Genomic DNA, 26,226 nt, shown 5'->3' with positions numbered 1-26,226 from the left:
GATCCGCTCGCTGCTCTACCTCGCCGGCCTGCAGGCCTCGCGCCGGGACCCTGCCTTCGCCGCCTTCCGCGCCCGCCTCGAGGCCGCCGGAAAGCGTCCCAAGCAGGCCATCATCGCCGTCGCACGCAAGCTCCTCACCGTCCTCAACGCCATGCTCCGCGACGCCAAGGACTACGCGACAGCCAACCCCTGAGGTTACAGTTGCCGGTTCAGGCCCGGGACGGTCAGCCATTAAGAGGGACTACCCTGGACAGCCCCCCGTCCCCGGCCGGTCAGAGCGCGGTCCAGCCGCCGTCGACGCTGATCGTCGTGCCGGTGATCTGGTCCGCGGACGGCGAGCAGAGGAACACGGCGGTGCCGCCGATCTGCTCGACCGTCGCGAACTGCCGCGACGGCTGGCGCAGCAGCATGACCTCGCGCAGCACCGTCTCGCGGTCCATGCCGTGCACCTTCATCTGGTCGGCGATCTGTGCCTCCACCAGCGGCGTCAGCACGTAGCCGGGGCAGATCGCGTTGGCGGTGATCGGCTCCTCCGCCGTCTCCAGCGCCGTCACCTTGGTGAAGCCGACGATCCCGTGCTTGGCCGCGACATACGCCCCCTTGAAGGGCGAGGCGGTGAGGCCGTGGGCGGAGGCGACGTTGAGCACCCTGCCCCAGCCGGCCCTGCGCATCATCGGCAGCGCCGCGGCCGTCGTGTGGAAGGCCGAGGACAAGTTGATCGCGATGATCGCGTCCCACTTCTCGACCGGAAAGGCCTCGATCGCCGCGACATGCTGGATGCCGGCGTTGTTCACCAGAATGTCGCACGCGCCCGCCTGCGCGATCAGCGCCCGGCACTCGTCGCCCTTCGACATGTCGGCCCTGATGTAGCGCACCGACACGCCGAACTCGGCCGCCAGGTCCTTCGCCAGCGCCTGGTCCTCCTCGCTGTCGGTGAAGGAGTTGAGGACGATGTCCGCCCCTTCGCTCGCGAGCGCCCGCGCGATGCCGAGGCCGATGCCGGAGGTCGAACCGGTGACGACGGCCGTCTTTCCCTTGAGGTCCATGCGCCGCTCCCTGTCGTTGCTGCCCTGCGGCGAAGATACGCCGCGGGTGCGGGATGGGAAGCCCCGCCTTGCCGGAGCGGCCGGACGGCACGGCGCCGGCCGTCGCGACGGTCTCGCGGCAGCCGACCGGGACCCCTCATCGACACTGCACGAGACACCAAAAAAAACGCCCGCACGAGGCGGGCGTTGAGTTATTGAGGCAGGTTTCATACAGGCAAGAAACCTATCGAGCAGTGCCCTTGTTATAGGCGATCGCGCGCCGTTGTCCAACCTAAAAGTTTGATAACGCTGGCTGCCCCGTTTACCGTCCCGGTCAACGATAACGGGGAGCAGAAGGATCGTCGCCAAGATGAGACCGCACTTTTTCGCGCGCCTGGGGGCGGGGTGCCTCGCGGCCGCTCTGGCGCTGGGGGCCACCGCCGCCGGAGCACAGCAGCATGGCATAGCTATGTACGGAGAGCCCGCCCTACCACCGGGTTTTGTGTCCCTGCCCTACGCCAACCCCGACGCCCCCATCGGCGGATCGCTCGCCACGGCCGAGGTCGGCAGCTTCGACAGCCTCAACCCCTACATCCGCAAGGGCAACGTCCCCTGGCAGCTGACCTACCTCGTCAGCGAGAGCCTGATGGGCCGGACCCTGGACGAGCCGTTCACCCTGTACGGCCTCCTCGCCGAATCGGTGGAGACGGCCGAGGACCGCTCCTGGGTGGAATTCACCCTGCGCCCCGAGTCGGAGTTCTCGGACGGCACGCCCGTCACCGTCGAGGACGTGATCTGGTCCTACGAGACCCTCGGCACGCAGGGCCACCCCCGCTACGCCAGCTTCTGGTCCCAGATCGAGTCTATCGAGGCCACGGGCGAGCGCTCGGTCCGCATCACCTTCAACACCGAGAACCGCGAGCTGGCGCTGATCGCCGGCATGCGGCCGATCCTGCAGAAGGCCCAGTGGGAGGGCGTCGACTTCGCCGAATCGGACGGCCAGGTCGTGCCGATCACGTCCGGCCCCTACGTCGTCAGCGACTACGAGTACGGCCGCTACGTCGAGCTGACGCGCAACCCCGACTACTGGGGCTGGGACGTGCCGTTCCGCGTCGGCACGATGAACCTCGACACGATCCGGATGGACTTCTTCGGGGACGAGACCGCCGCCTTCGAGGCGTTCAAGTCCGGCGAGACGGATTTCACCCGCGAGTTCAACTACGCCCGCTGGAGCCAGCAGTACGACTTCCCCCGCGCCGAGAACGGCGAGGTGGTGAAGGAGGTGCTGCCCCACGGCCGGCCCTCGGGGATGACCGGCTTCGTGATGAACACCCGCCGGGCGCCGTTCGACGACTGGCGCGTGCGCGACGCGATGATGCATGTCTTCAACTTCGAGTTCATCAACGACGCGATGACGGGCGGCGAGCAGCCGCGGATCACCTCCTACTTCTCGAACTCGCCGCTCGGCATGACCGACGGCCCGGCGGAGGGGCGGGTCCGGGAATTCCTGGAACGCTACGACGACCTGCCCGAGGGCGCGCTCGAGGGCTACGCCCTGCCCGTCTCCGACGGGTCCGAGCGCAACCGCGCCGGCATCGCGACGGCGCTGGAGAGGTTCGAGGAGGCGGGCTGGACCGTGCAGGACGGCCGCCTCACCAACGAGGCCGGAGAGCCGATGGAGCTCGAGATCCTGCTCGAGCAGGGCTCGACCGAGAACCAGTCGATCATAGACATGTACGTCCAGTCGCTGGAGCGGGTCGGCATCTTCCCGCAGATCACGCTGGTGGACTCGGCCCAGTACAAGGAGCGGACGGACGCCTACGACTTCGACATGACCTACTACCGCCGCGCCCTCTCGCTGTCGCCGGGGAACGAGCAGTACCTCTATTTCGGCTCGGACCTCGCGGACGAACCGGGCGGCAGGAACCTGATGGGCGTGAAGTCAGAGGCGATCGACGGCCTCATCGACACGCTGCTGACCTCCACCAGCCAGGACGACTTCCTGGCCGCGGCGCAGGCGCTCGACCGGGTGCTGACGGCGGGGCGGTTCGTCATCCCGACCTACCAGTGGAACGTCAGCTGGATCGCCTACGACGCGAACCTGCACCATCCCGAGACGATCCCGATCTTCGGCGACTGGCCCGGCTGGCAGCCGGACGTCTGGTGGTACGAGGAATGACGCCGGTGCGGGGCCCTTCGGGGTCCCGCGTCCGTTCGGGCCCGGCTGGAACCGCGGCCCGCGCCGCCCCGTTCCCCCGGCGCAACGATCATCCGGAGGGACCCATGGACTGGACCGACGTCTCGCAGAACTGGCACGCCTTCGTGCCGCGCATCCTCACCCGCTGGCCCGAGCTCGACGGCGACGACGTCGACGCGGTCGAGGGCGACCGCTCCGCCCTGGCCCGCCTCATCGCCGAAGCGAAGCCGGACGACGACGCCCTCGATGCCGACGAAGAGATCGGCGAGTGGCTGGAAGGCGAGGTGCCGGCGGACGTGATGACCGAGGAGGACGTCGACAACCAGCGCATCCTCGCCTCACGGTCCGAGATGGCGGCCGACGAGGACGCCTACTCCCAGGACGGCAAGTTCGGCGACGACGACAGCCCCGAGCCGCCCGTTGGCGTGAGCGAGGACGACAGCTGAAGGGGCCGCTCGCTTGACCCCGCCCCGGCCCCCCGCCGGGGCCCGATGGTCGGCGCCCCCGCCCTCGGGGTCCCGGCTCAGGGCCGGGACGGGTCTTCAACGGGACGCCCGCCCCGGCCCTGAGTGGGGCCTCTCGCTCCCCCCGGGGACGTTCGGTCAGGCGCACGAACGCCACGGCCGACCCCGATGCCCCTTCGCCCAGCGCGGCGCCAACGCCAGCGGCGACCCGTCTCCCTCTCATCGAGCCACGATTATCCCGGGGGAAGTCTTGACGGAGCCTGCCTCCGGCAAGACGGAGGGCAGCGCCCCCCGCGGGTCGGCGCCGCGTGGCCAAGCCGTCCGCCCACCTCAGGCCAGCGACGTCACCCACAGGATCGTCGCGTCCTCGGGACTGACCGAAACCACGTTGTGCCCCATCGTGGCGTCATAGTAGGCGCTGTCGCCGCGCTTCATCTCCACCGGCTCGTAGAACTCGGTATAGAGGCGGACCACGCCGGTCAGGACGTACAGGAACTCCTCGCCGTCATGGCGGATCCAGCCGTCGAACTCCTCCATCCGCCGCGCGCGGATGCGGGCGCGGTAGGGGAGCATCTTCTTCCTCGACAGCGTCTCGGCCAGCAGCGTGTGCTCGTAGGTGGTGGTTAGCTGCCCCGCCCCCTCCGCCGCGCGGGTCAGGGCCATCCGGCCGGTGATCCGGTCCTCGGACGGCGGCGTGAAGAGCTGCGGCACGCCAATCCCGAGACCGGTGGCGAGCTTCTTCAGCGCGTCGAAGGTCGGCGACATCTGCCCGTTCTCGATCTTCGAGAGGGTGGAGCGGGCAAGGCCGGCGCGCTGCGCCGCCTGTTCCAGCGTCCAGTCCTTGGCCTTGCGCAGCTCGCGCACCCGCGCCCCGAGGTCGAGCGGCGCGGCCGGCTCGTCCGGGCCGGCGGCGCGGGCGATACGGATCAGGCTGGCATTCTCGGCGGGGGGCATGTCGGCATCTCCTAGACGCTGGCGCGCGAGGCGGCAACGGCGGACGGCGCGCCGTCCGGAACGGCGTCCGGGCCGCGGGCCGGTCGCCGGCGTGTTTGGGGACATGCGATGGAGCGATGTCGGGAATTGGCGGGACCGGTCCGGCGGTGGCCCGGGCGGCGCTTGAAACCCCGGCGGGGCGGGCGTAGCGAAGGCGCCATGTCCCGCCCCTTCAACCTCGCTGCCCACGTCCTGTCCCGGGGGGCGGAGACGCCGGACAAGGCCGCGCTCGAGGTACTGGGACCCGACGGGTCCGAGGCGTGGAGCTATGCTCGGCTGATCGCGGCGGTCCGCGGGACGGCGACGGGACTGCGCGACATGGGCCTCGCCCCCGGCGACCGGGTGGTGCTGCGGCTGGGGAACAGCGCGGACTTTCCGATCGCCTATCTCGGCGCCATCGCCGCGGGGATCGTGCCGGTGCCGACCTCGTCGCAGCTGACGGGGCCGGAGATCACCCGCATCGCGGCCGAGATCGGGCCGGCGCTGACGCTCGCGGAGGGCGGCGTGGCGCTGCCGGACGATCCAGGCCGGGTGCTGCCGGCTGCCGAGGCGCGGGCCTTCCACGAACTGCCGCCGGCCGAGTGGAACACGGGCGACCCCGAGCGCCCGGCCTACATCATCTACACCTCCGGCACGTCCGGGCGGCCGCGGGCGGTGGTGCATGCGCACCGCGCGATCCTCGGCCGGACCTTCATGGTGGATGGCTGGACCGGGCTGACTGCCGACGACCGGCTGCTCCATGCCGGCGCGTTCAACTGGACCTACACGCTCGGCACCGGGCTGATGGACCCCTGGACGATGGGCGCGACCGCGCTGATCCCCGGGGCGGCGACGGCACCGACCGCCCTGCCCCGGCTGCTCGCCGATCACGGCGCCACCATCTTCGCCGCAGCGCCTGGCGTGTTCCGGCAGATGCTGCGGACCCGGATGCCCGCCCTGCCCCGCCTGCGGCACGCCCTGTCGGCGGGAGAGAAGCTGCCCGAGGGGCTGCGGGACCGCTGGCGCGCCGCGACGGGGACCGAGATCCACGAGGCCTACGGGATGTCCGAGTGCTCGACCTTCGTCTCCGGCGCACCGACCCGGCCGGCGCCGGCGGGGACGCTGGGCCATCCGCAGGCGGGGCGGTGCATCGCGCTGCGCGGCGGGGCGGACGATTACGGCACCATCGCCGTCCACCGCTCGGACCCCGGCCTCTTCCTCGGATACCTCGACCAGCCGGAGGAGACGGCGGCCCGCTTCGACGGCGACTGGTTCCTGACCGGCGACATCGCCCGGCGCGGCCCGGACGGCGCGCTCGTCTACGAGGGCCGCGCGGACGACATGATGAACGCCGGCGGCTACCGGGTCTCGCCGGTGGAGGTCGAGGAGGCGCTGGCGGCGCATCCGGGCGTGACCGAGGCGGCGGCGGTGGAAGTGCGCGTCAAGGCGGACGCCACCGTGATCGCCGCCTTCTGGACCGGACCGGAACCGCTCGACGAGGCCGCGCTCGCCGCACACGCCTCCGAGAGGCTCGCTCGATACAAGTGCCCGCGGCTCTATGTCCGCGTGGACGCGCTGCCACGCGGCGCGAACAACAAGCTCCTGCGCAAGCGACTGAAAACCGACTGGGAGGCCAGACATGGTGAAGCTTGACATCCTGTCCGACCCGCTCTGCCCGTGGTGCTACATCGGCAAGGCCAACCTCGATCGCGCACTGGAAAGCCGGCCGCTGCACCCCTTCGTCATCGAGTGGCACCCGTTCCAGCTGAACCCCGACATGCCCGCCGGCGGCCTCGACCGGCGGGAGTATCTCGAGGCGAAGTTCGGCGGGCGGGACAAAGCGGTCGAGGCCTACGCCAACGTCCAGCGCCATGCCGAGGCGGCGGGGCTGAGCATCGACTTCGGACGGATAGAGCGGACGCCCAACACGCTCGACGCGCACCGGCTGATCCACTGGGCGGGGCTGGAGGGCCGGCAGACCGCAGCCGTCACCGCCCTGTTCCGCGGCTATTTCGTGGAGGGGCGCGACATCGGCGTCCGGCAGGTGCTGACGGAGATCGCCGCCGGGATCGGCCTCGACGCCGGGCTGATCGAGCGCCTGCTCGCCGGCGACGGCGACCGCGAGGAGATCGCCGCGCGGGACGCCCATTCCCGTCAGGCCGGAGTGACGGGCGTGCCGACCTTCATCGTCGCCCAGCGTCACGTCGTCGTCGGCGCACAGCCGCCCGACCTGTGGCAGAGCGTGATCGACGAGCTGGCCGGCGAGGATGCCCCGAACGGTACCCCGGACGCGGCGGGGTCCGCCTGATGCGCGCGCCCACCCGCCAGCTGTCCCGGCCCGAATTCGTCGGCCTCTGCGCCTTTCTCTTCGCCACCGTCGCCTTCTCGGTCGACGCGATGCTGCCCGCCCTGCCCGAGATTGCGGAGGTCCTGTCGCCGGGCGATCCGAACCAGGCGCAGCTGGTCCTGACGGCGTTCGTGTTCGGCATGGGCCTCGGCACGTTCGTCTCGGGGCCGCTGTCGGATGCGTTCGGGCGCAAGGCGGTCATCACGGCGGGCCTCGCGCTCTACATGTGCGCCGCGGCCGCGGCGGCGCTGGCCAACAGCCTCGAATGGCTGCTCGCGGCGCGGGTGCTGCAGGGGATCGGCGCGGCGGCGCCGCGGATCGCCGTGCTCGCCATGGTGCGCGATCTCTATGCCGGGCGGCGGATGGCGCAGCTGATGTCGTTCGTGATGATGGTCTTCATCATCGTCCCGGCGATGGCGCCCTTCGTCGGGTCGCTCATCATCGACGGGTTCGGCTGGCGCGGCGTCTTCGTCGCCTTCGTGCTGTTCGGCCTGACCGGCGCCACCTGGATGAACCTGCGCCAGCCCGAGACGCTGCCGAGGGAGAGCCGCCGCCCGCTGCGCGCGGGGACGCTGTGGATGGCGCTGAAGGAGGTCGCGTCGAACCGGCTGGTGGTCCTGTACACCACCGTCCTGACGGTCGGCTTCGCCCAGATGTTCGCGCTCCTCTCCTCGATCCAGCAGATCTACGACGGCGCCTACGGCAAGGCCGAGAGCTTCCCGGCTTGGTTCCTGCTGGGTGGCCTGATCTCGGGCGTCGGCACGATCGGCAACGCATCGCTGGTGATGCGGCTGGGGATGCGGCGGATCGCCGTCACCGCCTACGCGGCGCAGACGCTTCTCACCGGGGTGCTGATCCTGGGCGAGGTGACGGGCGTCCTGTCGGCGGTACCGCCGTTCTGGCTGTTCTTCGCCTGGTCGGTGTCGCTGTTCGCGATGGCGGGGCTGACCTTCGGCAATCTCAACGCGCTCGCGCTGGAGCCGACGGGCCATATCGCGGGCCTCGCCTCCTCGGCGGTGGGCGCGGTGTCGACCGTTCTGGCGGTGGCGATCGCGGCGCCGATCGGACTGATGTTCGACGGCACGCCGCTGCCGCTGATGTGGGGCGTGTTCGTCTGCTCGACGATCGCGCTGGGGCTGATGATGTGGTCGCGTCGGCTCGACCCCGAGACCAGGACGCCGGAGACCGTGCAGGCGGAAGCGGCGGAGTAGGTCAGCAGCGGCGGGAGCAGAGGTTCTCGCACGGGATTCCGTCGTTGTCGCCGTCCCGCTGGCGCTGGCCGCACACCAGCAGCTTGTGGCATGCCTCGGCACAGCTGTTCAGCTGCGTACAGCTGCGATTGCTGCAGTCGAAGGACTGCGCTTCGATCAGCGGCGCGAGAAGCGGATGATCCAGCGTGACGGGCGGAGACGAGACGCGGGCCGGATCGGCCGCGGCAGCGCCTGCGACCAGAAGGACGAGCGCGACCAGATTGCGTTTCATGGAGCAAGCCGATTCGTTAATGAAAGGTTAACGGTATATTACCCGTCCTTTCGTCCGTGCAGTGCGCAATGCGCGTAGTCGCGCCGTCACGCCGTGCCCGGCGGGCCGCCCTCGGCGTTCGGCACCGGCGAACCGGCATCGGACAGGCGCCAGACGTCCGCCGTCACCTCGGAGCCCCGGGTCGTCAGCCGCCGCCCGGCCGGGCTGTCGTAGACGATGAGCCATCGGCCCTCGGTCCAGGGCGCCAGCCCCTCGGCATGATCGACGGGACCGCGATAGGGAACGGTCAGCACCTCGGTCACCTCCGCGCCCCGGCGGAAGCCGGTCCCGGTGCAGCCGGCAGCATCCCGCCAGCGCAGGACCCGGCACTGGCCGTCGCCCGCCATCGTCGGGCCGGTCAGGATCAGGATGTCCTCGCCATCCAGCGACAGATCGCGGATGCCCATCCCGGCCGCGTCGATGAAGTGCTTGCGGTAGCGCCGTTTGCCGTCGATCCGCTTCGCCTTGAGGCGGCCCGATCCGGTGATCTTCATCTCCAGCTCAAGGATGATCGCCCAGCCGCGCAGGACCGGGCCGCGCAGACCGATCCAGACGCGCAGGTCGCGGGCGGCGATGCCTTCGATGTCGAACCCGTTCTCCTTGCACGGCAGATCGAGGAAGGGCCGCAGGTGCCGGTCCTTCTTCAGCCATTTCCTGAGCTTGGACTTGTTCGGCTTCAGCTTGATATGTGCGATCCGGCGGCTGCCGGCGATCGCGACCGGCTCGGCCCCGCCCTCGCCCGGCAGCAGCGGGACGCGCGCCAGGAAGAACCGGTTGGGGTCGCGCTTGATCTCGGCGAGGTCCTCGAGGCTCTCCTCCAGCGGTTTCTCGTCCCGCTCGGCCTTGCCGCGCTTCAGCGAGTGGCTGCCCACGATCCACAGCCAGTCGCCGTCGCAATGCAGACCCTCGATATCCATCTCGCCGTCCGGCCCGGCCGGCAGGTCGACCAGGCGGCCGAGGGGGAAGTGGGCGTGGTTCTGCCAGCCGTCAGGCCCCTCGGTCAGGCGGTCGATGCCGGCGGTCTCGTCGCAAGACAGGAACAGGCTGTCGCCGCAGCGGGCGGCGGCCGAGAGGTCGCGATGGATCGGGTCGTGCACGTGGGCAAGCGCGCGCTGGTCGCGGAAGATCAGGCGCAGCGTCTCGTCTGCGCCCCGGTCCTCCGCCGCGGCGTCGGTCACACGACGTCCTCGCCGAGCGCCTGCTGGTTGTGTGCCAGCATGAGCCACGTGCCGTCGTCGTCCTCGACGTAGGTCGAGGCGCACAGGGCGCGGTAGGGCACCCCGTCCCCGTCCCGCCAGCCGGTCGCCCGATAGGACAGGACCGCGGTCGCGCCGCGGCGGGTCACGGCCCGGTCCGACAACTCCACTCCGCCCCAACGTGGGGCCTGCCGGATCGCGTCGATCGCCGCATCCCGTCGCATCAGGCCCACCGGGTACGGCAGGACCATCAACGCCCCGTCGGCGAGGCGGCTCTCGTAGAAGTCGGCGCCTTCCATCCAGAAGCTTTTCTCGCTCTCCCAGAGCGTGGTCTCGAGATCGGTCATGGGGTCCCCTTTCCGCCGGGGCAACGGGGGCGACGGGGGGCGGGTTCCAAGAGGGGACCGGGCCGCTTTCCGGTCGAGGTCCCGGGGCGAGCCCGGGACGGGTGGGGCACCCAAGGACCGTCCCGCCCCGGCCCCGACCCGGGGCCCCGCGCTGCCCGGGCGCGACGGTGAGCTCTACAGCCCGTTCGCCCGCAGGAACCCCACCAGCGCCGCCGTCGAGCCGTCCTTGCCGCCGGCATCCTCCTCCCCCTCGACCACCGGCCCAAGCGCCGTCGCCAGCTCCTTGCCCAGCTCCACCCCCCACTGGTCGTAGGAGTTGATGCCGAGGACCGCCCCCTCGACGAAGACGCGGTGCTCGTAGAGCGCGACGATCATGCCGAGCGTCTCGGGCGTGAGCTGCGGGTAGGCCAGCGTCGTGGAGGGGCGGTTGCCGGGAAACACGCGGTGCTTCGCCTGACGCTCCAGCTCGTCGCCGTCATACTTGCCGCGCACCTTCTCGCGGGCCTCGTCCAGGGTCCGCCCCTTCATCAGCGCCTCCGACTGGGCGAGGCAGTTGGCGACGAGGAGCCGGTGCTGGTGGTGCAGGTCGTCTTCATGGCCGCGGGCGGCGACGAGGAACTCGCAGGGGACGACCTGCGTGCCCTGATGGATCAGCTGGTAGAAGGCGTGCTGTCCGTTGGTGCCCGGCTCGCCCCAGACGACGGGGCCGGACGGCACTTGCAGCGTCTCGCCGTCCATCGAGACGCCCTTGCCGTTCGATTCCATCTCCAGCTGCTGCAGGTAGGCCGGCAGCCGGCCGAGGCGGTTGTCGTAAGGAAGCACCGCGCGGGTCGGGTAGCCGCAGACCTGGTTGTGCCAGAGGCCGACCATTGCGAGGAGCGCGGGCATGTTGTCGCGCCACTCCGCCGCCTGGAAATGCCGGTCCATCGCCTGCCCGCCCCGCAGGAAGGCCCTGAACGCCTCCGGCCCGATGGCGATCATCAGCGACAGGCCGATCGGGCCCCACATCGAGTAGCGCCCGCCGACCCAGTCCTCGAACCCGAAGACGCGCGTCTCGGGAATGCCGAAAGCGCCGGTCTTCTGAAGATCGGTGGAGAGGGCCGCGAACTGCGCCGTCGGGTCGGCCACCCTCTCGGACATCCACGCCTTGGCGGTGCGGGCATTGGTCATCGTCTCGATCGTGGTGAAGGTCTTGGACGCGACGATCACCAGCGTAGTGGCCGGGTCGAGGCCGGCCAGCACCTCGGAGATGTCCGCCGGGTCGACGTTCGAGACGAAGTGGCAGCGCGGCCCGTCGTGGTAGGGCGCGAGCGCCCGCGTCGCCATCGCGGGGCCGAGGTCCGAGCCGCCGATGCCGATGTTCACAACGTCGGTGATGCGGCCGCCCTGCCCCGTGACCCTGCCGTCGCGGACGTCCGCCGCGAACTGCGCCATGCGGTCGAGGGTGGCGAGAACGCCCGGCATGACGTCCTGTCCGTCCACCTCGACCGGGCCGCCGTCGAGGTTGCGCAGCGCGGTGTGCAGCACCGCCCGGCCTTCTGTCTCGTTGATCGCCGCGCCGGCGAACATCGCGCCGCGCTTGGCGGCGACGCCGGTCCGGTCGAGGAGGTCCGTCAGCAGGCCGAGCGCGGTCTCGTCGAGGTTCGTCTTGGAGTAGTCGAACAGCATCTCGCCCACCCGGACCGAAAAGGTCGCGGCCCGGTCCGCGTCGAGGAGGTCCTCGATGCGCCGGCCTTCGACGCTCGCGTGATGGCTCTTGAGGACGTCCCACATGGCGCGGCTCCTGTCGTGGCGGTCTGGCGCGCCCGTTGTCTCACCCCGGCCCATGGCGTGCAACGGCGCGAAGCGCAACCTTTCGGTTGCTTTTGACGGGCGGGCCGCATATTCATCCGGCAACCAGGAGGTTGCCAATGCAGGATGCCATCGTCCGAACCGTCACCCTGCCCGCCCCGCCGGAGCGGGCCTTCGCCGCGATCGCCGACCACGCCGCCTTCGGCACGTGGTTCAGGGCGCGTCTCGACCGACCGTTCCGCCCCGGCGAGGTCAGCCGGGGCGTCGTCATCGACGATACGGGGACCGAGCATCCCTTCTGGCTCCGGGTCGAGGTCCTGGACCCGCCGCGGACCTTCGCCTTCCGCTGGCCGATGGTCGGAGAGCCCGACCCGGACGATCCCGACATCGCCGCGAAGAGCACGCTGGTGACCTTTGCTCTGGATCCGACCGCCGACGGCGGGACGCGCCTGACCATCACCGAGAGCGGCTTCTCCAACCTGCCCCCCGACCAGGCGCCGGACATGCGCGCTAGGAACGAACCGGGCTGGGACATCCAGTCGCGGCGGGTGCGCGAGTACCTTGGGGGCTGATGCGCCGGACCTTGCGCGCCTCTTCTCGGCACTGGGCGATCCGATCCGGCTCGCCCTCGTCGGCCGCCTCGCCGGCGGGGCACCCTGTCCCGTGGCGCGCCTCGCCGAAGGCCTCCCGGTCACGCGCCAGGCGGTGTCCAAGCACCTCGCGGTGCTGGAAGAGGCGGACCTCGTGGTCCGGACCAGGGTCGGCCGCGAGACCCGCATCAGCCTCCGGCCCGAGCGGCTGGCACACGCCACCGGCTGGATCGAGGAGATCGCGGCGAACTGGGACGATGCGCTGGCGCGCCTGAAGGATCACCTGTCGGACGGTTGACGGGTCCCGTGCGTGTATTCCGTGCGGTGCATCGGTCAGCGGTGAAGAGAGCGCAGCATGCGGCGGCGAGATCAGTCTGGCGGTGCGCCGGGTGTCTGCGGCAACCGGTCGTGCACGGTGCGACAGAGGTCGGCGAGCGAGTAGGGCTTGGGCAGGAAGACGGAATTGGGGATCGCGGCGCGCTGGGCGCTGAAATCGTCCTCGGCATAGCCCGAGACGAAGACGACGCTCGTGTCGGGACGGCTCTCCAACGCCTCGCGCACCCAGGTGGGGCCGTCCTTGCCGGGCATGATGACGTCGGTGACGAAGATGTCGACGTGGTTCTGCGGGTCGGCCAGCACCTCGAGCGCGGCCTCGCCGCTGTCGGCCTCGAGGACGGAGTAGCCCCGCAGGCGCAGCGCGCGCGACGCGAAGGCGCGGACCGGCGCCTCGTCCTCCACGAGGAGGATCACGCCGCTGGCCGTCGCCTCGGGCAGCTCGGGCGCTTGCGGCAGGTCGGCCGGGCGGACCTCGACCGGCCAGGCCTGCGCGGGGAAGTACAGGGTGAACGTCGTGCCCCGCCCCTCCTCGCTGTCGGCGAAGATGAAGCCGCCGGACTGCTTGACGATGCCGTAGGCGGTGGACAGACCGAGGCCGGTGCCCTCGCCCATGCGCTTGCTGGTATAGAAAGGCTCGAAGATCTTCGGCATCTTGTCGGGCGCGATGCCGATGCCCTCGTCGACGACGCGGACACGGACCCACCGGCCGGGGGGGACGGTGGCGCGGTCGCGGCGGAGCGGCCCCGACAGGGTCACGTCGGCAGTCTCGATGACGACCTCTCCGCCATCGGGCATCGCGTCCCGCGCGTTCACGACGAGGTTCATCAGCACCTGTTCGATCTGCCGCCGGTCGGCCCGCACCGGCGGCAGGTCCGGTTCATCCCGGACGGTCAGGCGGACCTTCTCGCCCACCAGCCGGTTCAGAAGGTGGCCAACGTCGGACAGGGCGTCGCGCAGGTCGATGATCTCGCTGGTCATGTTCTGCTTGCGCGAGAAGGCGAGGAGCTGGCTGACGAGGCTGGCGGCGCGGTTGGAGTTCTGGCGCACCTGGATCAGGTCGGGATAGTCGGGATCCTCCTCGTCGTGCCGCAGCAGGAGAAGGTCGCAATGGCCCGAGATCGCGGTCAGAAGGTTGTTGAAGTCGTGCGCCACGCCGCCGGCGAGCTGGCCGATCGCCTGCATCTTCTGGCTCTGGACGAACTTCGCCTCCAGCGATTTCAGCTCAGTCACGTCGGTCAGGACCGCGACGAGGTGGCGGTCGGCGCCAGCACCGGTCGGATGCAGCATCACCTGGATGAACCTCTCCTCCGGGCCCGTGGTGCGCAGGAATTCCGGGCCGCCGGGGCTGTGTCCGTCCGCCACGTCGCGGAGCCAGTCGGCGATCGGGCGTCCCAGCCCGTCGAGCAGGTCAGGGAGGCGGGTTCCGGGGGCGACCGAAGCGGCCACGACGGCGCGTCCGGCCTCGTTCGCGTCGAGGAGCTCGCCCGTGGGCGTGACGCGCAGGAGCGGCAGCGGCAGATCCTGGAACAGCGGCGGTGGTGGGTTCGCGGCCTCGGCGGGCGTCGCGCCGGGCAGCAGGTATACCTCCCTTCGGCCACCGGCGCCGGCAATCTCGGCGACGAGGCAGCTCACCGGACCGTCCGCGCCTTCGACCACGTGCATCCGGCCCGAGGCGAGCGGCAGGTCGCGGAAGATCCGGTCGAGCGAGCGGGCCCGGGCGCCTGTCAGGCGGCGGAACGCCTCGTTCATGTAGAGCACGGTGCCGGACGGACCCGCGGTGAGCATCGGCAGCGAGATCGAGTCGGTGCCGCGGCCGCCGGAGCGGCCGGCGATCTCCTCGATCCGCCAGGCGAAGTCGCCGGTGCCGAGGCGCGCGGCGGAGACGCGCAGGTGCCCGCGGCGCGTCACGACGTCCTCGCGCGCATGACCCTTCTCCGCCGCCTCGGCCTGGATCCGGATCTGGACCGCTGTCGGATTGGCGAAGTAGTCGCGGAAGGCCCGTCCGACCGTCTCCGCCTGCGCGAGCGAGAGCGACTCGCGGGCGGCCGCGTTGCGCAGCGAGATACGCCCGGCGGCGCCGGCCACGAAGGCCGGTGCGCTGTCCACCTCGATCACCTCGCCCGCGAGATCGCGCGTGGCCGGTCGCGCGTGGATCGCCCCGCGGGCCAGCAGCATCAGCCCTGCCCCCGCCGAGATCAGCACGCCGGAAAGCGTGACGAGTGCAAGCTGCAGGCCGATGGTCGGCACCAGTGGCGCGCCCACCAGGGGCGCGATCCCAAGGGCGAGAAGGACGGGGCCGCGGGGCAGAGCCCGCCGCCACCCGGCGTCACGCCCGACGCCCGAGCCGACGCTGCCCGTCTCTGCTTGCGACATCTGAACCCCTGACGATTCGGTCGTCCCGACACTCGCCGCCAAGTCCTAACGGCCGGTAAACCCGGACAGTAAGCACCCGTCGGCCCGACCGGTCAAACGGGCGCCGCCCCGGGCCGGACGAGCTGCGCAAGGAAGAAGCCGTCGCCAGCCCCGTCCGGCTGCCAGCGGCGCGGCGGCAGCGCGTCCCAGCCGGCGCAGGGACCGGCCAGGGCATGGGGGACAATGTCTTCGTTTTCAGTGCTCAGCAGGGAGCAGGTCATGTAGGCCAGCCTGCCGCCAGGCCGCACCCGGGCCGCGGCCTCGGCGACGATCCGGCGCTGCAGGCGGCACAGGTCGTCCAGTCGGTCGGGCGTGAGACGCCACTTCGCGTCGGGGGTCCGTCGCCACGTGCCCGAACCGGAGCATGGTGCGTCCACGACCACCAGATCGAAATCGCCGGAAAGCTCGCCGGGACGAGCGATCGCGATCTCCGCCCCCGCGCGCGCCGCCCGGTCCGGAAGGTCGGCCATCCGCCGCGGATCCGCGTCGTGGGCGACGATCTCCAGCCGCTCCCGCGCCGCCAGCGCGAGCGCCTTGCCGCCACCGCCGGCGCAGTAGTCGAGGACGCGCAGACCGGGCCGCAGCGGCAGGTCGAGAATGGCGCCCTGCGAGGAGGCGTCCTGCAGCTCGACAAGGCCTTTCCCGTAGGATTCAGAACTCTGGATTTTTCGGGCGTTCGCAATTACTTCGAGCGCGGTGCTCACGTTCGGATGGGGCCGCGTCGCGATGCCTTCGTCCGCGAGGGACGCGGCCGCCGCGGCGCGGTCGCCGCGCGCGCGCAGGAAGACGGTCGCCCGCTCGCGCAGAGCGAGAAGCGCCGGCTCGGCTGCGATGCCGAGGCTGTCGCGGACGAGTGGCAGCAGCCAGTCGGGGCAGTCGAGCCGCTCGGCGTCGGTCAGCGGGCCCGTCTGGTGCCCGGCCTCCTCCGCAGTGAGCGGCGACGGCGCGTGTCCCTCGCCGGTGAAGAGCGTGCCGGCGGAGTCGCCCGACAGCCGCAGGAGGCCGAGGATGAGCGCGCGGCCGTCCGAGCCGCCCCCCGCCGCCCCGGCGGAGCGGCGCTTGCGCAGGGCGTCGTAGACGAGGTCGCGCACCGCCGCGCGGTCACCGGAGCCGGCATATCGCGCGCTGCGCCCCCAGCGGGTCAGCACCTGCTCGGCCGGGGCGCCGGCGACGATGGCGTCCAGTGCGGCAATGGCCGCGGCAGCGCGGGCGCCGGGCGTCATGCGTCAACCTCGAACTCCAACCGCCTCATCCGATGCGGTAATTCGGGCTTTCGCGGGTGATCTGCACGTCGTGGACGTGGCTCTCGGACAGGCCTGCGCCGGTGATCTTCACGAAGCGGCAGTTCGTCCGCATCTCGTCCACGGTGGCGCAGCCGGTGTAGCCCATCGCGGCGCGCAGCCCGCCCACCAGCTGGTGCACCACGGCGTGGGCGCTGCCCTTGTAGGGCACCTGCCCCTCGATCCCCTCGGGGACCAGCTTGTCGCTGGCCGCGTCCTTCTGGAAGTAGCGGTCGGCGGAGCCGCGGGCCATCGCGCCGAGGCTGCCCATGCCGCGGTAGCTCTTGTAGGAGCGGCCCTGGTACAGGATCATCTCGCCCGGGCTCTCGTCGGTGCCGGCGATCATGGAGCCGACCATCGCCGCCGACGCGCCGGCCGCGATCGCCTTGGCGAAGTCGCCCGAGAACTTGATGCCGCCGTCCGCGATGATCGGCACGTCCCCGGCGGCGGAGGCGCTGTCCATGATCGCGGTCAGCTGCGGCACGCCGACGCCGGCGACCATGCGCGTGGTGCAGATGGAGCCGGGACCGATCCCGACCTTCACCCCATCGGCGCCCGCGTCGATCAGCGCGCGGGTGCCTTCGGCGGTCGCGACGTTGCCGGCAATCACCTGAACTTCGTTCGACAAGGCCTTGAGGCGGCTCACCGCCTTGCCCACGCCCTCGGAATGGCCGTGGGCGGTGTCGACGACGACGATGTCGACGCCGGCGTCCACTAGCGCGGCGCTGCGTTCGTACCCGGCGTCGCCGACGGTGGTCGCGGCGGCGACGCGCAGGCGGCCGAGTCGGTCCTTGCAGGCGACCGGGTTCAGCACCGCCTGCTCGCTGTCCTTCAGCGTCAGCAGGCCCGTCAGCTTGCCCTGCCCGTCGGTCACCAGCAGCTTCTCGATCCGCCGCGCCTTCATCAGCGACCGCGCCTCGTCGAGGTCCGCCGGCTCGGTCAGCATGGCGAGGTTGTCGGAGGTCATCATCACCCGCACCGGCGTCGCATCGTCGGCGGCGAAGCGCATGTCGCGGTTGGTGACGATGCCGACGACGCGGCCGCCCTCGCCCACGACGGGAAAGCCGGTGACGTTGTAGCGGTCCATCAGCGCGCGGGCGTCGGCGAGGGTCTGGTCGGGCGTCAGCGTGACCGGGTTGTAGACGATGCCGGAGACGAAGCGCTTGACCCGCGCCACCTCCTGCGCCTGCACCTCCACGTCGAGGTTGCGGTGAATGACGCCGATGCCCCCCGATTGCGCCATCGCGATGGCCATCCGGCTCTCGGTGACGGTGTCCATCGCGGAGGAGAGCAGCGGGATGTTCATCTCGATCCCGCGCGTGACCCGGGTCCGGGTGTCGGCGGTCGAGGGCAGCACGGACGAGGCCGCGGGCACCAGAAGGACGTCGTCGAAGGTGAGGGCCTCGCGAATCTCCATGCGCCGTCTCCTGGGGCTGGCATCGTTTGGCGGCTCCCTATGGCATGGATGGCGGAAGGCGGAAAGGGCGTTCTGCCGGCTGGCCTTTCGCCCGCCGCCGCGGTGCGGCATGAGGGACGGATGACAGGCGAGCCCCCCTCCCGGCGCTGGCTGCGCGGCCTGATCCGGCTGGCGCTGGTGGCGGCGGCCGTCGCGCTGCTGCTGGCGATATCGGACCGGGCGATGGATCTGGCCCACCGACTGGAGTCCGGCGGCGGCGCGGTGCGGGGAACAATCCTCGCCGCAGGGCTGGTGGCCTATGCGCTGCTCCTGGCGATTCCGTTCGTGCCGGCGGTGGAGATCGGCGTCTCGATCCTCGTGATGCGGGGGGCGGAGATGGCGCCGGTGGCCTATGTCGCGACGGTGGCGGGGCTGATGCTGGCCTATCTCGCCGGGCGGTACATCCCCCTGCCGTTCCTCGGGCGGCTCTGCGCCGATCTGCGCCTGCGGCGGGCGGGCGCGCTGATCGCGCGGCTGGAGGCGCTGCCGCCGGAGGCGCGGCTGGCGGCGCTGGGAGAGCGGCTGCCGCGGCCGGTGGCGGCCCTGCTGACGGACTGGCGCTACGTGACGCTGGGCGTGCTGATAAACCTGCCCGGCAACGTGGTGCTGGGGGGTGGCGGGGGCATCCTGCTGATCGCCGGCCTCAGCGGGCTGTTCCGGGCGGGGCCGGTCCTCGCCACGCTGCTGGTGGCGGTGCTGCCGGTGCCGGCGGTGGTCTGGGTGTTCGGCAGCGGCCTTCTCGGCTGACGCGAAGGGCGCGGAAAATGCCGCGGCCGGGCTTTCCGCCGGCGCGGGGACGGCTATGGTCCGCGCGATCCAGCCACAAGGCCCCCCGGCATGTCCCAGGACCCGCTCGTCATCTTCACCCCGTCCGGCAAGCGCGGCCGCTTTCCGGCCGGCACGCCCGTCCTGACCGCGGCGCGGCAGCTGGGCGTCGACCTCGACAGCGTGTGCGGCGGGCGGGGCATCTGCTCCAAGTGCCAGATCACCCCCTCCTACGGCGAGTTTCCCAAGCACGGCGTGACGGTCCAGGGCGGCGCCCTCAGCGAGTGGAACAAGGTGGAGGAGCGGTACGATCGCGTGCGGGGCCTAAAGAGCGGTCGCCGCCTCGGCTGCCAGGCGCAGGTCCTGTCGGACGTGGTCATCGACGTGCCGCCCGAGAGCCAGGTGCACCGGCAGGTCGTGCGCAAGGCGGTGACGCAGCGGGACATCACGATGGACCCGGCGACGCGCCTGTACCTCGTGGACGTGCAGGAGCCGGACATGCACGAGCCGTCCGGCGACTTCCAGCGACTGGGCGAAGCCCTGCGCACCGAATGGGGGATCGAGAGGATCAGCGCGCCGCTGCCGGTCATGTCCCGCCTCCAGCCCGCGCTGCGCAAGGGCAAGTGGCAGGTCACCGTCGCGCTGCACAAGGGGCACCGGGACGACCACCACCGCGTCCTCGACATCTGGCCGGGCTTCCATGAGGGGCGGCTCTACGGCCTCGCCGTCGACGTGGGCAGCACCACCATCGCCGCGCACCTGACCGACCTCGTCACGGGCGAGGTGACGGCGAGCGCGGGCGTGATGAACCCGCAGATCAGGTTCGGCGAGGACCTGATGAGCCGGGTCTCCTACTCCATGATGAATCCCGGCGGCGCGGCCGAGATGACGCGCGCGGTGCGCGAGGCGCTGGACCGGCTGGCGGCGGAGATCGCGGCCGAGGCGGGGATCGAGGCGCGCGACATCGTCGAGGCGGTGTTCGTCTGCAACCCGGTGATGCACCACCTGCTGCTGGGCATCGACCCGGTGGAGCTGGGACAGGCGCCCTTCGCGCTCGCCACGTCCGAGAGCGTGTCGCTGGACGCCGCCGAGCTGGATCTCACCCACCTCAACCCCGCCGCCCGCGCATTCATTCTGCCCTGCATCGCCGGCCACGTGGGCGCGGACGCGGCGGCCGTGGCCCTCAGCGAGGCGCCGGAGCAGTCCGAGGACCTCGTTCTCATCGTCGACGTCGGCACCAATGCCGAGATTCTCCTCGGCGACAGGCGCCGCGTCCTCGCCTGCTCGTCGCCCACCGGGCCGGCCTTCGAGGGCGCGCAGATCAGCTCCGGCCAGCGCGCCGCGCCGGGTGCGATCGAACGGGTGGAGATCGATCCGGCGACCAAGGAGCCGCGCTTCCGCGTCATCGGCAGCGACCTCTGGTCGGACGAGGACGGGTTCGCGGCCGCCACCGCCACGACCGGAATCACCGGCATCTGCGGCTCCGGCATCATCGAGGCGGTGGCCGAGATGCGGATGGCGGGGCTGGTGGATGATCGCGGCCTCATCGGCTCGGCCGAGCAGACGGGCACGGCGCGGTCCGAGGCGCAGGGGCGCACCCACGCCTACCTGATCCACGACGGAATCGCCGACGGCGGCCCGCGCATCCTCGTCACCCAGGGCGACATCCGGGCGATCCAGCTGGCGAAGTCGGCGCTCTACGCCGGCGCGCGGCTGCTGATGGACGAGATCGGCGTGGACGAGGTGGACCGCGTCGTGCTCGCCGGGGCGTTCGGCGCCCATATCTCGCCCAAGCACGCGATGGTGCTGGGGATGATCCCGGACGTGCCACTGGACCGGGTGACGAGCGCGGGCAACGCCGCCGGGACCGGCGCGCGAATCGCCCTCTGCTCGGTCGCCGCGCGGGCGGCGGTGGAGAAGACGGTGCGCGCGATCCACAAGGTCGAGACCGCGATCGAACCCCGCTTCCAGGAGCATTTCGTCGCCGCGAACGCCCTGCCCCACGCGACGGCGCCGTTTCCGAACCTGCGCGGGGTCGTCACGCTTCCCGACGTCCGTTTCAACACCGGCGGAGGCGAGGGCGACCGGCCACGGCGGCGCCGCGCGCGGGACTGAAAGAGGTCGAGCGTCGAGCCGCCCGCGGTCCTCACCCGTCGGTCACGCAGTCGTCAGCCTCGGTCCAGGAACGGTGCCATGGGCGGACCCGTTGTCCCCCCGAAGCGCCCTGCAGGCAGCGGGGTGCACGACAATGGATAATAGGAGAGTTACCAATGCGTACCCTCACCAAATCCCTTCTGACCGCCTCCATCCTCGGCCTCGGCACCGCTGCCTCCGCGCAGATGGCCGAAATCCAGAATGGCGAGGCGCTGAGCGCCGACGCCACCATCGCCGAGAACGCGATGCAGGTTCAGAACTTCTCGACGCTCGTCGCCGCCGTGCAGGCCGCCGGCCTCGCCGAGGACCTGATGGGTCCGGGCCCGTTCACCGTGTTCGCCCCGACGGACGAAGCGTTCGCCCGGCTGCCGGAAGGCACGCTCGACAACCTGCTGCTGCCCGAGAACGCCGCCTCGCTCGAGACGCTGCTGCGCGCGCACGTCGTGCCGGGCTACATCGGTGCGGCCGAGATCGAGGCCGGCCTCGACGGCGCGATGCCGACGGGCGGCGAGACCACGCTGCAGATGCTGGATGACCGGCTCTACGCCCGGACGCTGACCGCCGGCGAGAACATCTACTTCGAGGAGAACGGCGACGCGATCGAGATCGCGGCCGAGGTCGAGAGCGCCGATCAGGTGATCTCTCCCGAGGCGCGGATCATCGCGACCGACATCATGAGCTCGAACGGCGTGATCCACGTGATCGACGGCGTTCTGATGCCGCAGATGTAAGATCTCGCTTATCGACGCGAGACGGACGGGCCGCCCATGGGGCGGCCCGTTCCGCGTTCAGGTCTCGCGTTCGGTCGTGAAGGCGAGCGGGTAGCCCGCCCCCTGCCCCGCCTCGTTGCCCTGCCGGGCCTTCGTCTCGGCGATCTCGCGCGTATAGACGGCGACGACGCAGCTGCCCCTGCGGTGCGCCGTCAGCATCACCCCCAGTGCCTCGCCCTCGGTCATCCGGAAGATCGCCTTCAGCACCGCCACGACGAAGTCGCGCGGGGTGAAGTCGTCGTTCAGCAGGATCACCTTCCACAGCTTCGGCCGCTCTGTCCCGGGCTTCGCCTTCGCTTTCGGAATGGTATCGACATCGGCCATCAGCGGCCCTCCGAGGTGGTCGGCTTGCCGTCTTGACGGGGTCCGGGGCTTGGCATACGTCGGACGGCGCAGGCGGGTATGATGTAATGGTAGCCTGTCAGCTTCCCAAGCTGAACGCGCGGGTTCGATTCCCGCTACCCGCTCCATCTCACGTCGTCAGGACAGTCGCGAAGACCCCCCCGGTCGAGCCGGAGGCGGTCAACGACGCGTGCGCGACGCGGCCCGGCGCGGGCGCCGGGCCGGCGGGGTCAGCCTGCGGCCGCTTCCTGCATGACCTTCCGCCGCGCCGACAGCTCCTCGGCGACGAGGAACGCCAGCTCCAGCGCCTGGCTGGCGTTGAGACGCGGGTCGCAGGCGGTGTGGTAGCGGTCCGAGAGATTCTCGTCCGTGACCGCCCGGACGCCGCCGGTGCATTCGGTCACGTCCTGGCCCGTCATCTCGAAATGCACGCCGCCGGGCACCGTGCCCTCGGCCTGGTGCACGGCGAAGAACTCCTTCACCTCGCGCAGGACGCTGTCGAAGGGGCGGGTCTTGTAGCCGGTGGAGGACTTGATCGTGTTGCCGTGCATCGGATCGCAGGTCCAGACGACGTTCGCGCCCTCCTCCTCTACCGCGCGGATCAGGCGCGGCAGATGCTCGGCCACCGCGCCGGCGCCGACGCGGACGATGAGCGTCAGCCGCCCCGGCTCGTTCGCGGGGTTCAGCTTGGAGATCAGCGCCTTGAGGTGGCCGGACGTCATCGACGGCCCGCACTTCAGGCCGATCGGGTTCATCACGCCGCGGCAGAACTCCACGTGCGCGCCGTCGGGCTGGCGGGTGCGGTCGCCGATCCAGATCATGTGGCCGGTGCCCGCCAGCCACTTGCCGGAGGTGGAATCGACGCGGGTCAGCGCCTCCTCGTAATCCAGCAGCAGCGCCTCGTGGCTGGTGTAGAAGTCCACCGTCGCCAGCTCGTGGTTGGTCGCCGCGGTCATCCCGGCGGCGGTCATGAAGTCGAGCGCGTTGGAGATCTGCTGCGCCAGATCGCGGTACTTCTCGGCCTCGTCGCGGTCGGTGAAGCCGAGCGTCCAGGCGTGGACCCGGTGCACGTCCGCGAAACCGCCGGTCGAGAAGGCGCGGAGCAGGTTCAGCGTCGCCGCCGACTGGGTGTAGGCCTGCAGCATCCGCGCCGGATCGGGGGTGCGCGCCTCGGGCGTGAAGTCGAAGCCGTTGATGATGTCGCCCTTGTAGGACGGCAGCTCCACCCCGCCGACCGTTTCGGTCGGGGCCGAGCGCGGCTTGGCGAACTGGCCGGCCATGCGGCCCACCTTCACCACAGGCACCTTGGCGCCGAAGGTGAGGACCATCGCCATCTGCAGGAGCAGCTTGAACGTGTCGCGGATGTTGTCGGCGCCGAACTCGGCGAAGCTCTCGGCGCAGTCGCCGCCCTGCAGCAGGAACGCCTCGCCGCGGCTGACCTTGGCGAGCTCAGCCTTCAGGCGCCGCGCCTCGCCTGCAAATACCAGGGGCGGATACGAGGAGAGGCGGTCCGTCACGTCCCTGAGGGCGGCCGCGTCGGCATAGTCGGGCATCTGCACCCGGGGGCGGTCGCGCCAGTCGGTCTTCTGCCAGTTGCTCATCTCGTCCTCCGTCGCGGCCCTGTCCTCTTGTTCCGCCGCAGGGGGTTCCTATAGCGGCGCATCGCACCGTGGCCAACGGCAAAACCGTCAGTTGCAACCATGAACGACATAGGCGAGGGCCGCGCGCGACCCGGCGAGGTGCGCGCGCGCCGTGCCATGATCGAACGAGGCGATCTCGAAGACGCTCCCGGCCGACAGCCATTCCAGGACGACCGACCCGGGTTCGAAGCGTCCCAGACTGGCCTGCGGCGCCCCCCGGTCGGCGACGACCGTGCCGTTCAGATACTGGGTCCGCGGCGGCACCGCCCCGGGGTCGACCGACAACGTCGCATCGAATGAACCTCCGGGCGCCATGTCCGGCGGAACGCCCAGCCGGACCTCGACCCGTCCGCGGCCGTCGCATTCGAACCGGAGCATCTCGACCGACCTGTCGCACGAGTAGAGCCCGGCAGAGACGTCGGTCCCGTCGTCCGCCCGACGACCGAGCCACATCGTGCCATCGCGGCAGGGTCCGGCCGTCTCGGGCGGCAGGTCCAGTGCGGCGCTGCGCCATGGCTCGGGCGGTGCGATCTGTGGCGGGCCGAGGTCGCGCAGAAGCGTCTCCGGCGGCAGCGCCTGCCAGCCGAGCGCGACGGGCGCCAGCAGCAGGCCCGACCGCACCTCGATCACGACGCCGTCGGCGCCGTTCGTGAAGAGGCACTCGTATTCCATGCCGCCTTCGCCCCAGCGCCCCTCCTCCAGTGACTGCAAGGCCCACTCGGACGGCACCATGAGATACTGCAGATATCCCTCGGGCCGCTCCTCCATGGGTCGATCGAGACCCCACCAGTGGCCGTTGTCGCACAGTCGGGCGAGCGGCTCGTGCTCCCACGCAGTCAATCGGCGGGCGTTCTCCAGCGGAATGCCCCAGCGGCCGGCGCGGTCGACGGTGTCGATGTAGAGGAACTGGCTGGCATCGTAGGTCAGCAGCTCGCGCACCAGGCTCTGCGGCAGGACGTTGTCGAGGGCGAGCGCCGTCAGCTCGGCCGCCGCGAGCGAGGCGCCGCGCTCGGCCGCGGGCGCGAGCAGCGCCGACACGTCGGGGTCGAGCTCGGCCATGCCGGCGACGGCGAACGGCGCATGGAAGCCGAGCGTCGCGGTATGGTGCATCTCGCGCCAGGGCCCGTACTCGCCGTCACCGTCGTGGTAGGTGCCGGCCATGAAGACGAGGGCGCAGACGGACAGGCAAGCGACGTCGGCCGGGATGTAGGTCTGGACCCACCGCGCCCGGATGGCGTCCACCAAGGCGAGTCCGGCGTCGAGATTCCCGCCGGGGCTGTCGAGGACCAGCCTGTACGGGCCGAAGCCTTCGGGATCGGCGTCGGCCATCATCGCCTCCAGCCGCTCGACGTCGCCGGGGACGATCTCTCCGCTCAGGCGGATCTCGAACCGGGGCGGCGGCGGGTACTGCGGCAGATCCGGGCGGCGTGCGATGTCGGACAGCTCGAAGGTGGCGGCTAGGGCGCCCGGTCCGGCGAAGAGGGCTGCGACAGCGGCGATGACGGCGAGGCGCATGGAGGGACTCCTACTCGGTGGCGGGCGGTTCTGGTACAGCCGGCGCAGCGTTGATTCCGGTCGTCGTACCCCCGGGGACTTCGCCGCCAAGGCCAGCCGCGGCACTCGCGTCGGCGCCCGGCGACGAAACATCCTCGGGCGGCGGCAGGCGGTCGCAGCTTCCCTGGATCGCCGCGAACTCCTGCAGCCCGCGACCGAGGTCCGCGAGCAGCATCCGCGTCCGCATCTCCTCGATCTGGCCACGGTAGATGCACTCGAAATCGAGCGCGTAACCGCCGAGCCGCCGGCTGAGCTCGACGTCGTCGCAGCGACCCGAGGCGAGGCACGCCTCCAGCCCGTCGAAGAACGAGGCGATGTCGGCGATGGCGCGCAGCACGGCCGTGCGATCGACCGTCGCCGTCCGGATCATCCGGGAGACCAGCGCATCGACGGTGGACCGCGGCAGGTCCGTCTGGGCGAGCGCCGACAGGTCGCGACCGGCCCACAGCTCGAACAGGATGCCGCGCGCCTCGGCAAGGCGATCGCCGTGGAACGTGGCGACAAGCTCGTCGCTGGCGGCGCCGCGGACGAAGCGGCGGTCCTGCTCCAGCGTCAGTCCGGCGAGCACGAGCGCGGCGATGACGCCGAGGTTCGCGACGATCTGCGTCGCCGCGACCCAGCGGTCGGTCCGCGACCCATGCCACTGCGTCGTCACGCGCTCAGCAGGCCGGAACGCGCGGCACCAGCACGACCCCGTCCGACTCGACGAATTCTCCGGCGTCGAGGCATTCCAGTTCGGCCCGGGTGAAGACGATCACTTCGTCGGGACCGTCGCCCGGTGCAGTGCGGACCCGCGGCGTGCCGTTGCTCTGCGTCATCCGGGCGAGCGCGGCGACGGGGTCGACTTGGGGACACGCGCCGAGGACGATGATGACCGGCTCGACCGGCGCGGCGCGGTAGGTCTCGAGGCTCTGAACCAGGCAGCCCGCCGCCTCGGGGTCCAGCCGCCAGACGTCGCCGGCGTCGTCCGCCGAGGCCGTCACGCAGGGCAGTGCCGCTGCCAGGGCGAGAGAGCGCGCCGTCCGGTGTCCCATGGGCATCAGACTATGCGCGGCGCGGACCTTCTG

24 protein-coding genes, 1 tRNA gene and 1 pseudogene are annotated in these 26,226 nt (G+C 71.0%); 12 read left to right on the top strand and 14 right to left on the bottom strand.

Translation table 11 applies throughout. The features are described from left to right. Nucleotides 1-193, top strand: a pseudogene (locus A37W_RS0106075) (hypothetical protein); the annotation flags it as partial. Nucleotides 194-272: 79 nt separating this feature from the next. Here the strand turns inward: A37W_RS0106075 and A37W_RS0106070 are convergent. After that, nucleotides 273-1,046, bottom strand: a complete 774-nt coding sequence (locus A37W_RS0106070; RefSeq protein ID WP_018302134.1) for a 3-hydroxybutyrate dehydrogenase — start codon at nucleotides 1,044-1,046, stop codon at nucleotides 273-275. A 349-nt stretch (nucleotides 1,047-1,395) separates the two neighbouring features. Here A37W_RS0106070 and A37W_RS0106065 point away from each other — a divergent pair, with 349 nt between their 5' ends. Further along, nucleotides 1,396-3,204, top strand: coding sequence for an extracellular solute-binding protein (locus A37W_RS0106065; protein ID WP_026198328.1), 1,809 nt, complete (start codon nucleotides 1,396-1,398; stop codon nucleotides 3,202-3,204). A gap of 104 nt (nucleotides 3,205-3,308) precedes the next feature. Beyond that, nucleotides 3,309-3,668 carry a hypothetical protein gene (locus A37W_RS0106060; RefSeq protein ID WP_018302132.1) on the top strand — a complete coding sequence of 120 codons (360 nt, stop codon included), beginning with the start codon at nucleotides 3,309-3,311 and terminating at the stop codon, nucleotides 3,666-3,668. Nucleotides 3,669-4,016: 348 nt separating this feature from the next. Here A37W_RS0106060 and A37W_RS0106055 read toward each other — a convergent pair whose 3' ends face one another. Further along, a complete protein-coding gene (locus A37W_RS0106055; protein ID WP_018302131.1) occupies nucleotides 4,017-4,640 on the bottom strand; it encodes a helix-turn-helix domain-containing protein in 624 nt (207 codons plus the stop codon). Nucleotides 4,641-4,838: 198 nt separating this feature from the next. Here A37W_RS0106055 and A37W_RS0106050 point away from each other — a divergent pair, with 198 nt between their 5' ends. Genes A37W_RS0106050 through A37W_RS0106040 form a run of 3 tightly spaced genes read left to right on the top strand, consistent with a single transcriptional unit; the run spans nucleotide 4,839 to nucleotide 8,216 of the window. Next, nucleotides 4,839-6,311: a class I adenylate-forming enzyme family protein gene (locus A37W_RS0106050; protein ID WP_018302130.1), complete on the top strand. Its 1,473-nt coding sequence runs from the start codon at nucleotides 4,839-4,841 to the stop codon at nucleotides 6,309-6,311. Then, nucleotides 6,298-6,966: a DsbA family oxidoreductase gene (locus A37W_RS0106045; protein ID WP_018302129.1), complete on the top strand. Its 669-nt coding sequence runs from the start codon at nucleotides 6,298-6,300 to the stop codon at nucleotides 6,964-6,966. The genes A37W_RS0106050 and A37W_RS0106045 overlap by 14 nt, the downstream gene beginning before the upstream one ends. Beyond that, a complete protein-coding gene (locus A37W_RS0106040; protein WP_018302128.1) occupies nucleotides 6,966-8,216 on the top strand; it encodes a multidrug effflux MFS transporter in 1,251 nt (416 codons plus the stop codon). The genes A37W_RS0106045 and A37W_RS0106040 overlap by 1 nt, the downstream gene beginning before the upstream one ends. A 1-nt stretch (nucleotide 8,217) precedes the next feature. Here the strand turns inward: A37W_RS0106040 and A37W_RS21075 are convergent, their stop codons facing one another. The 4 genes from A37W_RS21075 to pgi all read right to left on the bottom strand — a co-directional run bounded on the left by A37W_RS21075 (nucleotide 8,218) and on the right by pgi (nucleotide 11,842). Then, nucleotides 8,218-8,487, bottom strand: a complete 270-nt coding sequence (locus tag A37W_RS21075) for an excalibur calcium-binding domain-containing protein (protein ID WP_018302127.1) — start codon at nucleotides 8,485-8,487, stop codon at nucleotides 8,218-8,220. An 86-nt stretch (nucleotides 8,488-8,573) separates the two neighbouring features. After that, nucleotides 8,574-9,704, bottom strand: a complete 1,131-nt coding sequence (locus tag A37W_RS0106030; RefSeq protein ID WP_018302126.1) for a DUF3616 domain-containing protein — start codon at nucleotides 9,702-9,704, stop codon at nucleotides 8,574-8,576. Next, nucleotides 9,701-10,069 (bottom strand): nuclear transport factor 2 family protein, encoded by a 369-nt coding sequence (locus tag A37W_RS0106025; protein ID WP_018302125.1) that lies wholly within the window; start codon nucleotides 10,067-10,069, stop codon nucleotides 9,701-9,703. Before A37W_RS0106025 ends, A37W_RS0106030 begins: the two co-directional genes overlap by 4 nt. Before the next feature lie 174 nt (nucleotides 10,070-10,243). Beyond that, nucleotides 10,244-11,842: a glucose-6-phosphate isomerase gene (pgi, locus tag A37W_RS0106020; protein ID WP_018302124.1), complete on the bottom strand. Its 1,599-nt coding sequence runs from the start codon at nucleotides 11,840-11,842 to the stop codon at nucleotides 10,244-10,246. Nucleotides 11,843-11,979: 137 nt separating this feature from the next. Between pgi and A37W_RS0106015 the strand changes: the two genes are divergently transcribed. Together A37W_RS0106015 and A37W_RS0106010 are read left to right on the top strand one after the other, a co-directional pair. Beyond that, a complete protein-coding gene (locus A37W_RS0106015; RefSeq protein WP_018302123.1) occupies nucleotides 11,980-12,432 on the top strand; it encodes an SRPBCC domain-containing protein in 453 nt (150 codons plus the stop codon). Further along, entirely contained in the window at nucleotides 12,422-12,748 is a 327-nt protein-coding gene (locus A37W_RS0106010) for an ArsR/SmtB family transcription factor (RefSeq protein ID WP_018302122.1), read from the top strand. The genes A37W_RS0106015 and A37W_RS0106010 overlap by 11 nt, the downstream gene beginning before the upstream one ends. Before the next feature lie 71 nt (nucleotides 12,749-12,819). Here A37W_RS0106010 and A37W_RS0106005 read toward each other — a convergent pair whose 3' ends face one another. The 3 genes from A37W_RS0106005 to guaB all read right to left on the bottom strand — a co-directional run bounded on the left by A37W_RS0106005 (nucleotide 12,820) and on the right by guaB (nucleotide 17,895). Then, nucleotides 12,820-15,159, bottom strand: coding sequence for a hybrid sensor histidine kinase/response regulator (locus tag A37W_RS0106005; protein ID WP_018302121.1), 2,340 nt, complete (start codon nucleotides 15,157-15,159; stop codon nucleotides 12,820-12,822). A 92-nt stretch (nucleotides 15,160-15,251) separates the two neighbouring features. Further along, the gene (locus A37W_RS0106000) at nucleotides 15,252-16,421 is read right to left on the bottom strand and encodes an RsmB/NOP family class I SAM-dependent RNA methyltransferase (protein ID WP_018302120.1); all 1,170 of its coding nucleotides are present in this window, start codon (nucleotides 16,419-16,421) and stop codon (nucleotides 15,252-15,254) included. A gap of 25 nt (nucleotides 16,422-16,446) precedes the next feature. Further along, on the bottom strand, nucleotides 16,447-17,895 hold the full coding sequence (guaB, locus tag A37W_RS0105995; RefSeq protein WP_018302119.1) for an IMP dehydrogenase: 1,449 nt from the start codon (nucleotides 17,893-17,895) through the stop codon (nucleotides 16,447-16,449). A 120-nt stretch (nucleotides 17,896-18,015) separates the two neighbouring features. Between guaB and A37W_RS21070 the strand changes: the two genes are divergently transcribed. The 3 genes from A37W_RS21070 (at nucleotide 18,016) to A37W_RS0105980 (ending at nucleotide 21,584) form a co-directional block, all read left to right on the top strand. Then, nucleotides 18,016-18,681 carry a hypothetical protein gene (locus A37W_RS21070; protein ID WP_018302118.1) on the top strand — a complete coding sequence of 222 codons (666 nt, stop codon included), beginning with the start codon at nucleotides 18,016-18,018 and terminating at the stop codon, nucleotides 18,679-18,681. Nucleotides 18,682-18,771: 90 nt separating this feature from the next. After that, a complete protein-coding gene (locus A37W_RS0105985) occupies nucleotides 18,772-20,814 on the top strand; it encodes an ASKHA domain-containing protein (RefSeq protein WP_018302117.1) in 2,043 nt (680 codons plus the stop codon). A gap of 155 nt (nucleotides 20,815-20,969) precedes the next feature. Continuing rightward, nucleotides 20,970-21,584: a fasciclin domain-containing protein gene (locus A37W_RS0105980; protein WP_018302116.1), complete on the top strand. Its 615-nt coding sequence runs from the start codon at nucleotides 20,970-20,972 to the stop codon at nucleotides 21,582-21,584. Between the two features lie 57 nt (nucleotides 21,585-21,641). On the opposite strand, the gene clpS is transcribed toward A37W_RS0105980, so the two are convergent. Beyond that, nucleotides 21,642-21,947, bottom strand: a complete 306-nt coding sequence (clpS, locus tag A37W_RS0105975; protein ID WP_018302115.1) for an ATP-dependent Clp protease adapter ClpS — start codon at nucleotides 21,945-21,947, stop codon at nucleotides 21,642-21,644. 72 nt (nucleotides 21,948-22,019) lie between these two features. On the opposite strand from clpS, the gene A37W_RS0105970 reads away from it, so the two are divergent. Beyond that, nucleotides 22,020-22,093 (top strand) — tRNA-Gly (locus A37W_RS0105970). A 102-nt stretch (nucleotides 22,094-22,195) separates the two neighbouring features. On the opposite strand, the gene A37W_RS0105965 is transcribed toward A37W_RS0105970, so the two are convergent. From A37W_RS0105965 to A37W_RS0105950, 4 genes are all read right to left on the bottom strand, one after another. Continuing rightward, on the bottom strand, nucleotides 22,196-23,566 hold the full coding sequence (locus A37W_RS0105965; protein ID WP_018302114.1) for a class II 3-deoxy-7-phosphoheptulonate synthase: 1,371 nt from the start codon (nucleotides 23,564-23,566) through the stop codon (nucleotides 22,196-22,198). Between the two features lie 87 nt (nucleotides 23,567-23,653). Next, nucleotides 23,654-25,120 (bottom strand): NfeD family protein, encoded by a 1,467-nt coding sequence (locus A37W_RS0105960; protein WP_026198327.1) that lies wholly within the window; start codon nucleotides 25,118-25,120, stop codon nucleotides 23,654-23,656. 10 nt (nucleotides 25,121-25,130) lie between these two features. Then, on the bottom strand, nucleotides 25,131-25,814 hold the full coding sequence (locus A37W_RS0105955; RefSeq protein WP_018302113.1) for a hypothetical protein: 684 nt from the start codon (nucleotides 25,812-25,814) through the stop codon (nucleotides 25,131-25,133). A 4-nt stretch (nucleotides 25,815-25,818) separates the two neighbouring features. Further along, entirely contained in the window at nucleotides 25,819-26,193 is a 375-nt protein-coding gene (locus A37W_RS0105950; protein WP_018302112.1) for a hypothetical protein, read from the bottom strand. Nucleotides 26,194-26,226 lie beyond the last annotated feature (33 nt).

The organism is Wenxinia marina DSM 24838 (genome assembly GCF_000379485.1).
GTDB lineage: Bacteria > Pseudomonadota > Alphaproteobacteria > Rhodobacterales > Rhodobacteraceae > Wenxinia > Wenxinia marina.
The sequence above is the reverse complement of the archived record's forward strand: the minus strand, read 5'-3'. Positions and strand labels throughout refer to the sequence as shown.

Excerpts from the sequence above, each read along its gene's own strand:
- A37W_RS0105950 (WP_018302112.1), bottom strand. The coding sequence starts at position 26,193 with ATGGGACACCGGACGGCGCGCTCTCTCGCCCTGGCAGCGGCACTGCCC.
- A37W_RS0106005 (WP_018302121.1), bottom strand. The coding sequence starts at position 15,159 with ATGTCGCAAGCAGAGACGGGCAGCGTCGGCTCGGGCGTCGGGCGTGAC.
- A37W_RS0106025 (WP_018302125.1), bottom strand. The coding sequence starts at position 10,069 with ATGACCGATCTCGAGACCACGCTCTGGGAGAGCGAGAAAAGCTTCTGG.
- A37W_RS0105960 (WP_026198327.1), bottom strand. The coding sequence starts at position 25,120 with ATGCGCCTCGCCGTCATCGCCGCTGTCGCAGCCCTCTTCGCCGGACCG.
- A37W_RS0105985 (WP_018302117.1), top strand. The coding sequence starts at position 18,772 with ATGTCCCAGGACCCGCTCGTCATCTTCACCCCGTCCGGCAAGCGCGGC.
- A37W_RS0106060 (WP_018302132.1), top strand. The coding sequence starts at position 3,309 with ATGGACTGGACCGACGTCTCGCAGAACTGGCACGCCTTCGTGCCGCGC.
- A37W_RS0105980 (WP_018302116.1), top strand. The coding sequence starts at position 20,970 with ATGCGTACCCTCACCAAATCCCTTCTGACCGCCTCCATCCTCGGCCTC.
- A37W_RS21070 (WP_018302118.1), top strand. The coding sequence starts at position 18,016 with ATGACAGGCGAGCCCCCCTCCCGGCGCTGGCTGCGCGGCCTGATCCGG.
- A37W_RS0106040 (WP_018302128.1), top strand. The coding sequence starts at position 6,966 with ATGCGCGCGCCCACCCGCCAGCTGTCCCGGCCCGAATTCGTCGGCCTC.
- A37W_RS21075 (WP_018302127.1), bottom strand. The coding sequence starts at position 8,487 with ATGAAACGCAATCTGGTCGCGCTCGTCCTTCTGGTCGCAGGCGCTGCC.
- clpS (WP_018302115.1), bottom strand. The coding sequence starts at position 21,947 with ATGGCCGATGTCGATACCATTCCGAAAGCGAAGGCGAAGCCCGGGACA.
- guaB (WP_018302119.1), bottom strand. The coding sequence starts at position 17,895 with ATGGAGATTCGCGAGGCCCTCACCTTCGACGACGTCCTTCTGGTGCCC.
- A37W_RS0106065 (WP_026198328.1), top strand. The coding sequence starts at position 1,396 with ATGAGACCGCACTTTTTCGCGCGCCTGGGGGCGGGGTGCCTCGCGGCC.
- A37W_RS0106050 (WP_018302130.1), top strand. The coding sequence starts at position 4,839 with ATGTCCCGCCCCTTCAACCTCGCTGCCCACGTCCTGTCCCGGGGGGCG.
- A37W_RS0106055 (WP_018302131.1), bottom strand. The coding sequence starts at position 4,640 with ATGCCCCCCGCCGAGAATGCCAGCCTGATCCGTATCGCCCGCGCCGCC.
- A37W_RS0106070 (WP_018302134.1), bottom strand. The coding sequence starts at position 1,046 with ATGGACCTCAAGGGAAAGACGGCCGTCGTCACCGGTTCGACCTCCGGC.
- A37W_RS0105965 (WP_018302114.1), bottom strand. The coding sequence starts at position 23,566 with ATGAGCAACTGGCAGAAGACCGACTGGCGCGACCGCCCCCGGGTGCAG.
- pgi (WP_018302124.1), bottom strand. The coding sequence starts at position 11,842 with ATGTGGGACGTCCTCAAGAGCCATCACGCGAGCGTCGAAGGCCGGCGC.
- A37W_RS0106000 (WP_018302120.1), bottom strand. The coding sequence starts at position 16,421 with ATGACGCCCGGCGCCCGCGCTGCCGCGGCCATTGCCGCACTGGACGCC.
- A37W_RS0106015 (WP_018302123.1), top strand. The coding sequence starts at position 11,980 with ATGCAGGATGCCATCGTCCGAACCGTCACCCTGCCCGCCCCGCCGGAG.
- A37W_RS0106045 (WP_018302129.1), top strand. The coding sequence starts at position 6,298 with ATGGTGAAGCTTGACATCCTGTCCGACCCGCTCTGCCCGTGGTGCTAC.